At 61.1% G+C, this 14,027-nt stretch carries 12 protein-coding genes; 4 read left to right on the top strand and 8 right to left on the bottom strand.

Going from position 1 to position 14,027, the window contains the following annotated elements; all coding sequences use genetic code 11:
* Positions 1–177: 177 nt before the first annotated feature.
* The 7 genes from glpE to ACY4LX_RS30610 form a co-directional block, all read right to left on the bottom strand.
* Positions 178–507, bottom strand: a complete 330-nt coding sequence (glpE, locus tag ACY4LX_RS30640; protein WP_149659573.1) for a thiosulfate sulfurtransferase GlpE — start codon at positions 505–507, stop codon at positions 178–180.
* Between the two features lie 33 nt (positions 508–540).
* Positions 541–1,422 carry a symmetrical bis(5'-nucleosyl)-tetraphosphatase gene (locus ACY4LX_RS30635; protein ID WP_463258636.1) on the bottom strand — a complete coding sequence of 294 codons (882 nt, stop codon included), beginning with the start codon at positions 1,420–1,422 and terminating at the stop codon, positions 541–543.
* On the bottom strand, positions 1,422–1,802 hold the full coding sequence (apaG, locus tag ACY4LX_RS30630; protein WP_149659571.1) for a Co2+/Mg2+ efflux protein ApaG: 381 nt from the start codon (positions 1,800–1,802) through the stop codon (positions 1,422–1,424). Before apaG ends, ACY4LX_RS30635 begins: the two co-directional genes overlap by 1 nt.
* A 123-nt stretch (positions 1,803–1,925) precedes the next feature.
* Complete coding sequence (rsmA, locus tag ACY4LX_RS30625; RefSeq protein ID WP_463258635.1) at positions 1,926–2,744, bottom strand: 16S rRNA (adenine(1518)-N(6)/adenine(1519)-N(6))-dimethyltransferase RsmA; 819 nt, start codon at positions 2,742–2,744, stop codon at positions 1,926–1,928.
* Positions 2,741–3,730, bottom strand: coding sequence for a 4-hydroxythreonine-4-phosphate dehydrogenase PdxA (gene pdxA / locus ACY4LX_RS30620; RefSeq protein ID WP_463258634.1), 990 nt, complete (start codon positions 3,728–3,730; stop codon positions 2,741–2,743). Before pdxA ends, rsmA begins: the two co-directional genes overlap by 4 nt.
* Positions 3,727–5,049 (bottom strand): peptidylprolyl isomerase SurA, encoded by a 1,323-nt coding sequence (gene surA / locus ACY4LX_RS30615; RefSeq protein ID WP_178129144.1) that lies wholly within the window; start codon positions 5,047–5,049, stop codon positions 3,727–3,729. Before surA ends, pdxA begins: the two co-directional genes overlap by 4 nt.
* Entirely contained in the window at positions 5,024–7,840 is a 2,817-nt protein-coding gene (locus tag ACY4LX_RS30610) for an LPS-assembly protein LptD (protein WP_463258633.1), read from the bottom strand. The genes surA and ACY4LX_RS30610 overlap by 26 nt, the downstream gene beginning before the upstream one ends.
* Positions 7,841–7,971: 131 nt before the next feature.
* Here ACY4LX_RS30610 and ACY4LX_RS30605 point away from each other — a divergent pair, with 131 nt between their 5' ends.
* The 3 genes from ACY4LX_RS30605 to ACY4LX_RS30595 are packed head-to-tail and all read left to right on the top strand — an operon-like array spanning position 7,972 to position 10,428.
* Positions 7,972–8,991, top strand: coding sequence for an aminoglycoside phosphotransferase family protein (locus ACY4LX_RS30605; RefSeq protein ID WP_463258632.1), 1,020 nt, complete (start codon positions 7,972–7,974; stop codon positions 8,989–8,991).
* Positions 8,988–9,659: an N-acetylmuramate alpha-1-phosphate uridylyltransferase MurU gene (gene murU / locus ACY4LX_RS30600; RefSeq protein WP_463258631.1), complete on the top strand. Its 672-nt coding sequence runs from the start codon at positions 8,988–8,990 to the stop codon at positions 9,657–9,659. Before ACY4LX_RS30605 ends, murU begins: the two co-directional genes overlap by 4 nt.
* A gap of 1 nt (position 9,660) precedes the next feature.
* Complete coding sequence (locus ACY4LX_RS30595) at positions 9,661–10,428, top strand: TerB family tellurite resistance protein (RefSeq protein WP_149659564.1); 768 nt, start codon at positions 9,661–9,663, stop codon at positions 10,426–10,428.
* A 138-nt stretch (positions 10,429–10,566) separates the two neighbouring features.
* Here ACY4LX_RS30595 and ACY4LX_RS30590 read toward each other — a convergent pair whose 3' ends face one another.
* Positions 10,567–11,559, bottom strand: a complete 993-nt coding sequence (locus tag ACY4LX_RS30590; protein WP_463258630.1) for an alpha/beta hydrolase family protein — start codon at positions 11,557–11,559, stop codon at positions 10,567–10,569.
* A 73-nt stretch (positions 11,560–11,632) separates the two neighbouring features.
* Between ACY4LX_RS30590 and ACY4LX_RS30585 the strand changes: the two genes are divergently transcribed.
* Positions 11,633–14,026, top strand: a complete 2,394-nt coding sequence (locus tag ACY4LX_RS30585) for a PAS domain-containing sensor histidine kinase (protein ID WP_463258629.1) — start codon at positions 11,633–11,635, stop codon at positions 14,024–14,026.
* The last annotated feature ends 1 nt before the right edge of the window (position 14,027 follow it).

Here is a 14,027-nt window from a genome sequence, read left to right as displayed (position 1 = left end):
GCTACTCCCGATGACCCGCGCGCCGGTGTACCGGCTCTCCCCTGTTTTGGATGGCCTGCGCTTAAGGATAGTTGCTTATTCGGGAGGTAAAGGCGAGATACGTAATTAGTTGTGGCAGACCGTTCGTCTGCCACCGCGCGAGCCCACGGGGGCCGGGGCTTGCACGTTACAAAAAAATTATTCGGAAGTGCCTTGCGCCGTTTCCGAGGGATAAGTCGTGCGCCACAGCTCAAAACCGCCATCCATGCTGTAGACGTCGGAGAAGCCCTGGCTGATCAGGTAGGCGGCGGCGCTCTGGCTGGAATTGCCGTGATAGCAGACCACCACGGTCGGCGCATCGAGGTCGGCGGCGCGGATGAAATCCGAGATGGAAACGTTGTCCAGATGCTTCGAGCCGGCGATGTGCAGCGCGGCATAAGTTTGCGGATCACGGACATCGACCACCACTGCGCCTTGTTCGCGCAGGGCCTGGGCCTGTTCTGGGGGGATACGTTTGAATTCGCTCATGGCGGGCTCCTGTGGCTCGGCTGAAAGCGCAGTCTAGCGCTGGGCGCTGGCTGACGTTTGATCGGGAATAGGTGGGGCGACTGACGGCTTGCTGTGGCCCTGTTCGTCGCATTTGCAGCTCAGGCGCTCGAGGGTGTCGACGTTCATCAGGGTCATGGCGCCGCCCCAGACGCAACCGGTGTCGAGGGCGAAGACGCCGGGCTCGTCGCATTTGCCTTCAAGGGCCGCCCAATGACCGAAGATGATCTTCAGGCCCTTGGTCTTGCGCTCCTTGTACTTGAACCACGGGGCGTAACCCGGTGGCGCGGTGTCGGCGCCTTCCTTGCCCTTGAGGTCAAGCTTGCCCTCGCTGGTGCAGAAGCGCATGCGGGTGAAATAGTTGGTGATCACCCGCAAGCGTTCCACGCCAGTGAGGTCGCTGTTCCATTTGGCCGGCTCATTGCCGTACATGCCATCCAGATAAGGCGGGAGCAGGTTGTCGTCGCGCAGGGCGGCTTCGACTTCGCCGGCGTACTTCAAGGCTTTGCGCAGCGACCACTGGGGTGGTATGCCGGCATGAACCAGGGCGATGTCGCGCTGTTCGTCGTAGTGCATGAGTTTTTGCTGACGCAGCCACTCCAGCAGTTCCGCGCGATCCGGCGCTTCGAGGATCTCGCGCAGGGTGTCGTTTTTCTTCAGGCGTTCGATGTTGTGCCCGGCGGCCAGCAAGTGCAGGTCGTGGTTGCCAAGCACGCACACCAGCGATTCGCGCAGGCTATAGAGGAAGCGCAAGGTTTCCAGGGACTGCGGGCCACGGTTGACCAGGTCGCCCACCAGCCACAGTGTGTCCCGGGCAGGGTCGAAGGCTACTTGCTTGAGCAGGCATTGCAGCGGTTCGAGGCAGCCTTGCAGGTCGCCGACGGCGTACGTTGCCATCAGTGCAGGGCTCCGGGCACCGCCAGGCGGAAAGGCGAGATCACGGCGTCGAAGTGTTTACCGTCGTCGGCAATCATCTGATACGTGCCTTGCATGGTGCCGACCTTGGTGGTCATCACTGTGCCGCTGCTGTAGGTGTGGTTTTCGCCGGCCTGGATCAGCGGCTGCAAACCCACGACGCCCGCACCGCGAACCTCTTCCACATGCCCGTCACCGTCGGTGATCACCCAGTGCCGCGACAACAGTTTGGCCGGTAGCTCGCCATTGTTGTGCACGGTGATGGTGTAGGCGAAGGCAAAGCGGTTGTGCTCGGGTTGCGATTGTTCTGCCAGATAGCGGGTGACGACGCTGACGTCGACCTGATAACGAGGATCGGACATGCAAGAGGCCTTAAAAACGGAGCGGGACGCGGGGCGTAGCTGATGGGATTCAGTCTAGGCCAAGTATCGGGTAGTAAACCAGACATCGCGTCTGGCGTCCTACCCGATAACGCTCATCGCCTGTCAGTTGGCAACGGGAGCCTGCAGGACTTGTTCGCTGAGCTTGTCGGCCAGGCGCACGAAGGCGGCCAGGTCAAGTTGCTCGGGACGCAGGCTGCCATCGACGCCGGCGGCTTCGATCTCGTCGTTGCTCAGCAGCAACTTGAGGGTATTGCGCAGGGTTTTGCGGCGCTGGTTGAAGGCTTCGCGAACGACGCGCTCCAGCAGCTTGTGATCCTTGGCCGGGTGCGGCAGCACGTCGTGGGGCACCAGGCGCACGATGGCCGAATCGACTTTCGGCGGCGGGTTGAACGCGCCCGGGCCGACGTTGAACAGGTGTTCGACCCGGCAATGGTACTGAACCATGATCGACAGGCGACCCCAGTCGCCACCGCCAGGACCTGCCGCCAGACGCTCGACCACTTCTTTTTGCAGCATGAAGTGCATGTCGCGAATGATGCCGGCGTTGTTCAGCAGGTGGAAAATCAGCGGTGTGGAGATGTTGTACGGCAGGTTGCCGACCACTCGCAGGCTGTTCGGCGCGGCATTCAGGCTATTGAAGTCGAATTTCAGCGCATCGCCCTGGTGCAGGTTGAAGTTGCTCTTGTCGGCAAATTGCTGGTTGAGGATCGGGATCAGGTCCTTGTCCAGCTCCACCACGTCCAGTTGCGCGCCGCTGTTGAGCAGGCCCTGGGTCAGTGCACCCTGGCCCGGGCCGATTTCCAGCAGGCGGTCTTCGGGTTTGGCGCGGATGGCGCGCAGGATGCGGTCGATAACGCCGGCATCGTGCAGGAAGTTCTGGCCAAAGCGTTTGCGCGCCTTGTGTTGGTAATGCTCGGTCATAAACGGGTCTCGGCCATCTGGTAGGCGGTTTCCAGGGCGACTTGCAGGCTGCCGGTGTCGATGTTGCCGCTACCGGCCAAGTCCAGGGCAGTTCCGTGGTCCACCGATGTGCGGATGATCGGCAAGCCGAGGGTCACGTTGACTGCCGCGCCGAAGCCTTTGTACTTCAGCACCGGCAGGCCCTGGTCGTGGTACATCGCCAGCACCGCGTCGCAGTGCTCCAGATATTTGGGGGTAAACAGAGTGTCGGCGGGCAGGGGACCGCGAAGGTCCATGCCCTCGCCGCGCAGGCGCTCTAATGTAGGTTCGATGATGTCGATTTCTTCATGGCCCAGGTGTCCGCCTTCACCGGCGTGGGGGTTGAGCCCACAGACCAGGATACGAGGCTGGGCAATGCCGAATTTTTCTTGCAGGTCGGCGTACAGGATTCGTGTGACCCGCTCCAGGCGCTCCGGGGTGATTGCATCGGCAATCTCGCGCAGGGGCAGGTGAGTGGTGACCAGTGCCACGCGCAATCCGCGCGTCGCGAGCATCATCACCACTTGGGCGGTATGGGTCAGGTCGGCGAGGAATTCCGTGTGCCCGGAAAAAGCGATTCCGGATTCATTGATCACGCCCTTGTGCACTGGCGCGGTGATCATCCCGGCGAAATGCCCGTCCATGCAGCCTTGGCCCGCACGGGTCAGGGTTTCCAGGACGAACGCCGCGTTGGCCTTGTCCAGTTGCCCGGCGGTAACCGGTGCACTGAGCGGCGTATCCCAGACATACAGGCTGTTGGCTGGTGCAGGAGCGTCCGGCCAGTGATCCGGGGTGACCGGCAGCAGGTCGACGACCACGCCCAGTTGCGCGGCCCGCTCGATGAGCAGGTCGCGGCTGGTAATGGCAATCAGGGGATGTGGCTGGGCTTGCGAGGCGAGCAGCAGGCACAGGTCGGGACCTATGCCGGCCGGCTCGCCGGGTGTCAGCGCGAAACGCTTCGGTTTCACTGCGCTGCCTGGTCTGCACCAGGGAGTTTGATCTCTACATACGCTTCGTCACGGATCTGACGCAGCCAGGTTTGCAGCTCTTCGTCGTATTTGCGGTTACGCAGTACAGTCATCGCTTGCTGCTCACGGGCCTGGGTGGTGCTGTCGGTGGCGCGACGGCCAAGGACTTCCAGAACGTGCCAGCCGTATTGGGTCTGGAATGGCTTGGACAGCTGACCTTGCGGGGTCTTGGCCATCACTTCGCGGAATTCGGGCACCAACGAGTTCGGGTCGATCCAGTTCAGGTCGCCACCGTTGAGGGCAGAACCCGGATCTTCCGAGAAGCTTTTCGCCAGTTCGCCGAAATCTTCGCCCGCTTCGATACGGGTGTAGAGCGACTCGGCCAACGCTTTGGTTTTTGCTTCATCGCGGATCGGGCTAGGTTTGACCAGGATATGACGCACGTGCACTTCGTCACGCACCTGAGTCGCGCCGCCACGCTTGTCGAGGATCTTCAGGATGATGAAGCCGCCCGGGGTGCGCATTGGCTGAGTGATGTCGCCGACAGCCATGGTGCTCAGCATGCGATCGAACGGAGGTGGCAATTGAGCCGCTTTGCGGAAGCCCATGTCGCCGCCTTCCAGCGCGGTTTCGCTGGCGGATTTGGCGATTGCCAACTGACCGAAGTCAGCGCCTTGCTTGAGTTGCTGGTACACCGCGTCCGCTTGTTTGGCCGCAGCCTGGATCGCGTCGGAGTTGGCGCTTTCCGGCGTAGGAATCAGGATGTTGGCCAGACGGAATTCTTCGGACAGCTGCATTTTGCCCAGGTCAGATGCCAGGAAGTTCTTCACTTCCTGTTCGGACACCTGGATGCGCTCGGCCACACGGCGTTGGCGCACACGGCTGATGATCATTTCGCGACGGATCTGGTCACGGGCGTCGTCATAAGACAGACCGTCGTGGGCCAGTGCGGCACGGAATTGATCGATCGACATGTTATTGCGCTGTGCAATGGTGCCGACGGCCTGGTTCAGTTCTTCATCGGTAATACGGATGCCGGAACGTTCGCCGATCTGCAATTGCAGGTTTTCGACGATCAGGCGTTCCAGTACCTGCTGATCCAGCACGCTGGCCGGCGGCACGGCAGTACCGCGTTTGGCGATGGTTTGCTGAACTTCGTGGACCCGCTGGTCCAGTTGGCTCTGCATGACCACGTCGTTGTCGACGATGGCCACCACTTTATCGATGGACTGTACCGCGGCGTTAGCCGCGGTACCCAGGAACAACGCGCCCAGCACTAGCGGGCGCAGACAATCAGAAAGCTTGGTCTTCACGTTCACGATAACCTTGGATGCCTTTGTCGAGGAAGCTCTCTACCTTGGCGCCAGTGAGGCCGCCGAGTCCCTTCAGAACAATTTGGAGGAAGACGCCATGGTCGCCTTTTTCGTTTTCCGGGGCGTTCTGACTGAATTCGTCATAGCTGACCCAGTAACGGTTGATCAGGCGCAGTTTCCAGCAGCAGTTGTCGTACTCGAAACCACCGAAGGCTTCCAGGGTACGGTTGCGGTTGTAGTCATACTGCCAGCGGCTGATGGCGTTCCATTGCGGCACGATCGGCCAGATCACCGAGAAGTCGTGCTGTTGAATCTTGTAGTAGTCCTTCACGTAGCCAGGAGTGCCAGGGGTGCCATAGTCACCGCCGCCCACGGACCATTTACCGGTGTTCTGGTCGTAACGGACCTGGTCATTGCGATAGCGATAACCGGCGTTGATGACCTTGTTCGGGTTGTCTTCAGGCTGGTAGTGGAACATCGCGCTGCCCGAGCGAGGGCTGCGGCTGTCCGGGTCCCAGTTGTAATCGGCGGTGGTGCGCCAATCGCGGTTCCAGCGATATTCGTATTCCAGGGCGTATGGAGAAACGTTGGAATGCGCATCGTCGCGGGTTTTTGCATCGATACCTGGCAACTGGACTTCGCGGTCCTTGAAGTACAGGGCCTGGCCGACACTGATGCGTTGACGTTCGAAACCGTCGTCTTCGATCCAGCGGTTGGTCACGCCCAGCGACAGCTTGTTCTCGTCACCGACGCGGTCGGAGCCGGAGAAGCGGTTGTCGCGGAACAGAGACGCGTAGTTGAAGGTGTATTCGCTGGTGTCGAATACCGGAATATCTTTCTGGTCTTCCTCAGGTACATAGAGGTAGAACAGGCGCGGTTCCAGGGTCTGGCGGTAATTCTTGCCGAACCACTGGGTATTGCGGTCGAAGTACAAGCCGCTGTCAATGCTGGCGATTGGAACGCCACGGTTCTGATTGCTACCGAATTTTCCGCCGACGTAATCGGTGCCAGCAGCTGCGGCTGCGTTCTGTTGAGCAACGATTTGATCTTTGCCGGTGCCATCCAGATCCAGCTGATATTGGGTGTACTGATACTTGAGCGATGGCTTCAGGAAACCATAGCTCCAGTTCATCGGCAGGCTGACGCCCGGTTTGAGATTCAAACGGTCGCCAGTTGCACGGGCCAAGCCTTGTACGTTGTTATCAAGACGCGGCTCGACAGTGCCATCTTCGTTTACGAAGTTGCCATTCTCCAAATCACGATCGAACCGAACAAGCTCAGTCTCGTAGTTGAAGGCCAGGCCGTTCGGGTGATAAGGCAGCGCACCATTGAAGGTGATCTGCGGCAAGCGGTTGTACGGCGTGATGTTCGAGACAGTCGCCAGCTGATAAGCCTGGGCATTTACCGCTGCGGTATAGCTATCGCCACGGTACGTTACGGAAGCCTGTTGATTAACGTAATCCGCGCTTTTCACACCAATCTGGTCAGTCTGCAGATCCTGGAAGTAGTACGGATCGCTGATCTTGGTGTAGTCGACTTGCGTGAGTACGCGCGAATCGAGGCCACCCTTGTGCTGCCAGTTGTACATGTAGCGGTTTTTTTCGTAATCGGTCTGCTTGCTGCGTTCGGTATCGTCGTCGTTGAGGTACGCGGCGCCGAACTGACCTTCGCTGGACTTGGTCAGGTAACGGAACTCGCCTTCCACCAACATGCCGCGCTTGCTCATGTAGCGCGGGTACAACGTGGCGTCGTAGTTCGGTGCCAGGTTGAAGTAGTACGGGGTGACCAGCATGAAGCCGGTATCGCTGCCGGTGCCGATGGTCGGCGGCAGGAAACCGGATTGGCGACGGTCGTCGATCGGGAAGTAGATGTACGGCGTGTACAGGACCGGAATGTCCTTGACCCGCAGCGTCACGTTCGTCGCGGTACCGAAGCCGGTGGCCGGGTTCAAGGTGATGTTGTTGCCCTTGAGCTGCCAGGCGTTGCTGTTCGGTTCGCACGTGGTGTACGTACCATCCTTGAGGCGGATGATCGCGTTCTCGGCACGTTTGGCGTACAGCGCGTTACCGCGGATACGGGACTTGTGCATCACGTATTCGGCGTTGTCGACCTTGGCTTCACCGGTGTCAAGCTGCACGTCTGCGTGGTCGCCCACGAGCAGTGCGCCATTGTCGCGAATGCGGACGTTACCGCTCAGTTCACCACGGCTCTCGGCCTGGTACAGACTGGCCTCATCGGCCTCGGCCTGCATGCTGCCCTGACGCAATACCACGTCACCGGCCAGCGTGCCGACCTGATCTTCGGTGTTATAGCGCGAAGCTTTCGCGCCGATAAAGGTCGGAGCGTCACTTTTATTCGTCTTGTCATTCATGCCAGGACGAATCGGTTCGATATAGGAACCAGAGCAGTAAGGACCGGTTTCGGCCAACTGCGCAGCAGTGAGCTTCTCGCGCGGAACCCAGTCGAGGTGACTGTAGTCTGCGCTACGGGACTTCAGGCCACGGCCCTTGGACTCGGTAACGAGTACAGGCTTGGCGCCGGTGTCTTCGCTGGAGCCGTTCTGGGCTGGAGCTTCGCCGTTCGCGGTGGCTGTTGCGCTGCCGTCATGGACGGGTCGCGGCGGCAAGGCAGCTGCCGGCGACTTGGGCGCACAGTCCCAGGCACCCGAAGCAGAGACTGAGCAGTCATACTGTTCCGCGGCGACCACGTAGGAAGTGGCTAGGGGTTGCAGGGCCAGCAGACTGCCGGTAACCAACAACGGAAATTTTTTACGAAACGCGGGGGATTTCAATGCCATCTTATTAGTCCGGGCTTCCTGCGTGCCATCTGCCCGCGGTGGTGGGCCGCACGCCTCTCGATGGTCTGAAAAAGATGCTGGATAATAAAGCATGACCCGCTTGACGGCTAGCGCCGTCGGAGACCCTTGTAATGCCTGACCAAGATGTACGCTTGCAACACCTGAAAGTTTGGCTCGACGAACAGTTGGCGACCCTCTTTGCCGAGCAAGGCTGGGGCGTCGTGCCCCCGGCCACGTTGACCGCGGCCAGTAGCGACGCAAGTTTTCGGCGCTATTTCCGCTGGGAAGGCGAGGGCAAAAGTTTCATCGTGATGGACGCCCCGCCGCCCCAGGAAAACTGCAAACCCTTCGTGGATATGGCTTTTCTGCTGGCGAAATCCGGAATAAATGTGCCGAAAATTTATGCCGAGGACCTCGAGCGCGGATTTCTTTTGCTCAATGACCTGGGCAGCAAGACGTATCTGGACGTGATCGACAGCGAAAATGCCGACGATTTGTTCAAGGATGCCCTGCAGGCGTTGCTGGCTTTTCAGCAATTGCCGATGGTGGCGCCGCTGCCAAGTTACGACGTGGCCCTGCTGCGTCGCGAGCTGGAACTGTTCCCCGAGTGGTACGTCAAGCACGAACTGGGCATCGAGTTTGACGCCGCCCAGCAAACGCTCTGGCAACAGGCCAGCGATCTGTTGATCGACAGCGCCCTGGCCCAGCCGACCGTGTTGGTGCACCGCGACTACATGCCGCGCAACCTGATGCTCAGCGAGCCGAATCCCGGTGTGCTGGATTTCCAGGACGCGGTTTACGGCCCGGTGACCTACGACGTGACGTGCCTGTTCAAGGATGCGTTCCTCAGTTGGCCTGAAGAGCGGGTGTACGCCTGGTTGCAGGATTACTGGCAACAGGCGGGAGCGCTGGGCATTCCGGTGCAGCCTGACTTCGAAGAGTTCCACCGTGCCAGCGACCTGATGGGCGTGCAGCGTCATCTGAAAGTGATCGGCATCTTCGCGCGCATCTGCCACCGCGACGGCAAGCCGCGCTACCTCGCTGACGTGCCACGCTTCTTTGCTTATATAGACGCGGTGATCGCCCGTCGTCCCGAACTGGCGGAGCTGGATGTGCTGCTGGCCAGCCTGCGTGCTGGAGCCCCGGCATGAAGGCAATGATTCTGGCGGCGGGCAAAGGCGAACGCATGCGCCCGCTGACCCTGACCACCCCCAAACCGCTGGTGCGTGCCGGCGGCGTGCCGTTGATCGAATATCATCTGCACGCCCTGGCAGCTGCCGGATTTACCGAGATCGTGATCAACCACGCCTGGCTCGGTCAGCAGATCGAAGACTACCTGGGCGACGGTTCCCGTTACGGCGTCGGCATCCAGTACTCGCCCGAAGGCGAACCGCTGGAAACCGGTGGCGGGATTTTCCGTGCCTTGCCGTTGCTGGGTGACGAAGCGTTTGTGGTGGTCAACGGCGACATCTGGACCGATTACGACTTCAGCGCGCTACGCCAACCCATTGCCGGGTTGGCTCATCTGGTACTGGCGGACAACCCGGCCCATCACCCGGCCGGGGATTTCGTTCTGGTCGATGGCCAGGTACGAGACGGGCAACCGGATGCCGAGACCCTGACCTACAGCGGCATCGCGGTGCTGCACCCGAAGCTGTTCGAAGGCTGCTCGGCCGGCGCATTCAAGCTCGCACCGCTGTTTCGCCAAGCCATGGCTGCGGGGCAAGTCTCCGGTGAGCGACTGTCTGGGCATTGGGTAGATGTCGGCACATACGAACGCCTGGCCGAAGCCGAATCCCTGATAGAAGCGAGCCGCTGACATGTTGTGGCCAGGGACTCTGATCGGAGCCGGAGCGGGCTTTGCCATAGCCAGCATTCCGGGGGCCATGCTCGGCGCCTTGTTGGGACAGGCGCTGGACCGGCGCTTGCACTTGCAGAGCTGGGCGCATTTGCGGGAAAAACTCGGCGGTCGGCCGGCGCTTCGCAACGATGAACTGTTGTTCGTGTTGCTGGGCCGGTTGGCCAAGTGTGATGGACGGGTGGTGGATGGTCATATTCAGCAGGCGCGTCAGGAGATGCGTTCGCTGGACATGACCGAGTCGGCGCAGCGGCGTGCGATTGCCGCGTTCAATCGCGGCAAAAACGGGCACGACCGGTTGCGTGGCTATCTGCGACGCTTGAGTGCCCAGCCCCATGCGGCCGAAGGCGTGCTGCGCGCGTGTTGGCGGATGGTCTGGGCCGATGGTCGCGCGGGCAGCAGTGAGCGTGAACTGCTGGCGCAATGGGGTAAATGGTTGGGCTGGACGCCGCAGCAGGTGCTGGCGTTGGCGCACGACTATGAACCACAGAAACGCCCGCAAGTCAGCAGCGCCGTGACGTATCAGGACGCCATGCGGCTGTTGGGGGTATCGGCGACCAGCGAGCCGGAACAGATCAAACGGGCCTATCGGCGCCTGCTCAGTCGTCATCATCCGGACAAGATCGCCGGTTCGGGGGCGACGGCGTTGCAGGTGCGCGAGGCGACGGACAAGACGCGGGAATTGCATAACGCCTATACGTTGATCAAGGCGCGGCGGGATTTTCGCTAGCAGCACATAGTTGTGTTGTCAGTGAGGTCGCCTTCGCGGGCAAGCCTCGCTTCTACAGGGTTTGTGTCGTACGCCGGAAATGGGAACGACATACCCTTTGTAGGCGCGAGGCTTGCCCGCGAACGGGGGCGACGCGGTCTATGGCTCCGCCACCGGCTGCGGATTCAACCACCCGCGCACCCGGCGAAACAATTGCTCCTGCTCAGCCTTGGTATTGCCCGGCAACGCCTTGAGCGACACCTGGCTGAAGGCAGACGTTTTCAGGCGTTTACTGGCTTGCAGGCGCGCGAGTGCTGCATTGCGATCCAGTGGCCTGTCCATATAGAAGAGATCGGCAGTCGGCAGCTTGAGGGTTGGCGTCAGTTCTACCAGTTCCGGTTTACTGGCCGCCGGCGTCTGCGCCGCGACCATCACGAATTTCTCCACTTGCGAAGGCTGCTTCTCGCTGAGGTAGCGCGCGGCCCAATAAGCGCCGGTGCCATGCCCCAGCACCACGATGCGGCGCGCACTTTGCTGTTCGGCAAAGGCGATGGCGGCGTCGATGCGGGCGAAGATGCGCTCGGCGTCGGCTTTGGACTGTTCTTCGGTGGTTTCCACGACCGCTTTATCAGCGACGTCCGCTTCACCGCTGGCCGCTTGCTCGATGGGCGTCGCGGTGGTCGAGTCTTTGCTGCCCGTCTCAGGGGCTTTGATCGTCGGCGGGACTTCGGCGACACGTGGCGCAATGGCATCGCTTTGCAGGTCCGGCAAGGTGATACTCAGGCTGCTCCACTCGGCGTCTGGCAGTTTGTTGCGCAAAGGGCTGATTGCTTGCGGCCAGTCAACGGTCTCGCCGGCGCCAGGGATGATAATCACCGCGCCTTTGGGTTCGGGGGTGTTGGCCGGCTTCCACAAAGCGAGAAACGTATCGGCCCCGGCCTGGAGTTGTTGCTGTTCCTGGGCCGGCACGGTGCGCTCAAGTGCGGTCGCTTCTTCCTGACTACGCTCAAGCAGCGGCTGGCGCTCGGCCGGTTTTGCGTCGGCAGGTTTTTCCGTGGCGGGAGCCGGGTCGGCGGCCTCGACGGAGAAGGCGCAAGGCAGGATCAGCGACAGGCACAATGCTGGCAGTGCCAGGCGGTAGACAGGGGGCATCGGATATTCCAGGCCAGAAGTTATTCCGGCAGCCTAATGGGTTGGTCAGTATTTGTCAGTGTGTGAGACTTCAATGAAGCATTTTCGCTGTCTGTGGGTTATCGGCTGTTTGTGGTTTCCCTTGATGAGTTGGGCGGCGCCCGCGCCTCCTGCGCACGTTGCACAGTTGTCGACGGCCCAGCAGCAGTGGCTGGCCGAGCATGGCGAACTGCGTGTCGGTCTGGTGTTGCAGGCGCCGTATGCGCAATACGATCGACGCTTGCAGCGCTTGTCCGGGGTCAATGTCGAGTTGATGAAGTGGTTGGCCAAGTCGCTCAAGATCGAGTTGAGCTGGCGCAACTTCCCCGACGTCGAACAGCTGGAACAAGCCGTGCGCGAGGGCGAAGTCGATATCGCCCCGGGGCTGACCCAAACTCCCGGCGGGCTCAAGCTCTGGCAATTTTCCGACCCGTACATGCGCGTGCCGCAACTGGTGGTCAGCGACCAGAAGGGCGCCGGTGTGGTGGAGCTGGAAAAACTCGACAGCCAGACCCGCGTCGCCGTACGCATGCCCAGCGTCACCGCCGATTACCTGCGCAGTAACTTTCCCCACCTGAACCTGCAAGGCGTGCCGATCGAGCGTCAGGCGTTGCAGTTGCTGTTGAGTCAGCAGGCCGGTTACGCGGTGGTTGATGAAGCACAGTTGGGGCGTTTGTCCGCCGAACCTGAATTCGCCGGACTGGTGGTGGTCGGTGATATCGGCCTGCCGCAACTGCTGCGGGTGGCCACGCGCCGGGACTGGCCGGAGCTGGCCGGCATCGTCGAAAGCGCGTTGCGGGCGATCCCGGCCAAGGACCTGGAACAACTGCACAACCAATGGCTGCAACCCAAATACCCGCGGCTGTCCGAGTCGCCGGGATTCTGGCAGAACCTGTGCCTGTTGTTGGCGGTGTTGCTGCTGAGCAGCATGGCCATCGTGTTCTGGCAGCGGCGCCAGCAACACAGCCTGGAGCAACGGCTGCTGGCGGCGCGGCAAGACATCGCCCTGCGCCAGGCCAGTGAGGAAGCCCTGCGCCTGACCCAGTTTTCCATCGATCAAAGCACCGTCGGCATCCTCTGGGTCAACTGGGACAGCCATGTGCGTTACGCCAACCGCGCTGCCGAAGCCATGCTCGGCTATCCATCTGGCGGGATCATTGACCGGCCGTTGATCGACTTCGAGCCCGGCCTGCACATGGACCGCTGGCTCAACCTGTGGAAACGCGCCCGCGCCAGCGAAGAAGGGCCGCAAAGTTTCGAAACCAATTGCGTTCGCGCCGACGGCAGCGTTTTGCCGGCGGATGTTTCGTTGAGCTTCCTGCGGTTTCGCGATGGCGAATATTTGGTGGTGTACCTGAATGACGTCACCGAACGCCGTCGTGCCCTGGCCGCGTTGCAGGAAAGCGAGGCGCGGTTGCAAGGGATCGCAGCCAACGTGCCGGGATTGGTCTTTCGCCTGGAGCGGGCGCCGGTGACCGGGCAGATCGACTTTGCCTACATCAGTGAAGGCAGCGAGAGCCTGGTTGGTTATTCGCCGGCGACCCTGGCCCACCGGGACAAAGGTCTGCGCAGCCTGGTGCACCCGGACGACAAGGCCAGTTATCACCAGACCCAGGATCATGCGCTGGATACCGACAGCGACTGGTCGTGGCAGGGCCGAATCCTCACGCGTTCGGGCGAGCAGCGCTGGGCCGAGATCAAGGCCATCACCCGGCGGCTGGAAGATGGCGCGTATGTGTGGGACGGGATCGTCTGGGACATCAGCGAAAGCAAGCGCATCGAACTGGAACTGGCCAGCTCCCGGGCGCAACTGCGGGAGTTGTCGGCGCACCTGGAAAGCGTGCGGGAAGAGGAAAAGGCCCGCATTGCCCGGGAAGTGCACGATGAGCTGGGGCAGATGCTGACCGTGTTGAAACTTGAAACCTCCATGTGTGAATTGGCGTACGCCCAGCTCGATCCTGGGTTGCAGGAACGCTTGAACAGCATGAAGCGGTTGATTGCTCAGTTATTCCAACTGGTGCGGGATGTGGCCACGGCGCTGCGGCCTCCGATTCTCGATGCCGGGATCGCCTCGGCTATTGAGTGGCAGGCCCGGCGTTTCGAGGCGCGTACGCAGATCCCGTGCCTGGTGCAGGTGCCGGAGAACCTGCCGCTGCTCAGTGATGCCAAGGCGATTGGCCTGTTCCGCATCCTTCAGGAAGCGCTGACCAATGTCATGCGCCATGCCCAGGCGCATACTGTCGAACTGACATTGGCGCTGGAAGGCGACGAGTTGTGCCTGACCGTCAGCGATGATGGCGTAGGATTTGTTCCCGCTACTGGCCGGTCAACATCCTTTGGTGTCGTGGGTATGCGCGAGCGGGTGTTGATCATGGGCGGGCAGTTGTCGCTTGAAAGTGAGCCGGGGGAGGGCACGACGCTAAGTGTGCGGGTGCCTTTGGATCGCTGAA

Source organism: Pseudomonas sp. Emmai (assembly GCF_055179735.1).
This window is presented reverse-complemented; position numbering and strand designations above follow the sequence as displayed.

Bases quoted from the DNA above. Each gene is read 5' to 3' on its own strand.
- ACY4LX_RS30635 (WP_463258636.1), bottom strand. From the start codon at position 1,422: ATGGCAACGTACGCCGTCGGCGACCTGCAAGGCTGCCTCGAACCGCTG.
- apaG (WP_149659571.1), bottom strand. From the start codon at position 1,802: ATGTCCGATCCTCGTTATCAGGTCGACGTCAGCGTCGTCACCCGCTAT.
- ACY4LX_RS30590 (WP_463258630.1), bottom strand. From the start codon at position 11,559: ATGCCCCCTGTCTACCGCCTGGCACTGCCAGCATTGTGCCTGTCGCTG.
- ACY4LX_RS30610 (WP_463258633.1), bottom strand. From the start codon at position 7,840: ATGGCATTGAAATCCCCCGCGTTTCGTAAAAAATTTCCGTTGTTGGTT.
- rsmA (WP_463258635.1), bottom strand. From the start codon at position 2,744: ATGACCGAGCATTACCAACACAAGGCGCGCAAACGCTTTGGCCAGAAC.
- ACY4LX_RS30605 (WP_463258632.1), top strand. From the start codon at position 7,972: ATGCCTGACCAAGATGTACGCTTGCAACACCTGAAAGTTTGGCTCGAC.
- ACY4LX_RS30585 (WP_463258629.1), top strand. From the start codon at position 11,633: ATGAAGCATTTTCGCTGTCTGTGGGTTATCGGCTGTTTGTGGTTTCCC.
- ACY4LX_RS30595 (WP_149659564.1), top strand. From the start codon at position 9,661: ATGTTGTGGCCAGGGACTCTGATCGGAGCCGGAGCGGGCTTTGCCATA.
- murU (WP_463258631.1), top strand. From the start codon at position 8,988: ATGAAGGCAATGATTCTGGCGGCGGGCAAAGGCGAACGCATGCGCCCG.
- glpE (WP_149659573.1), bottom strand. From the start codon at position 507: ATGAGCGAATTCAAACGTATCCCCCCAGAACAGGCCCAGGCCCTGCGC.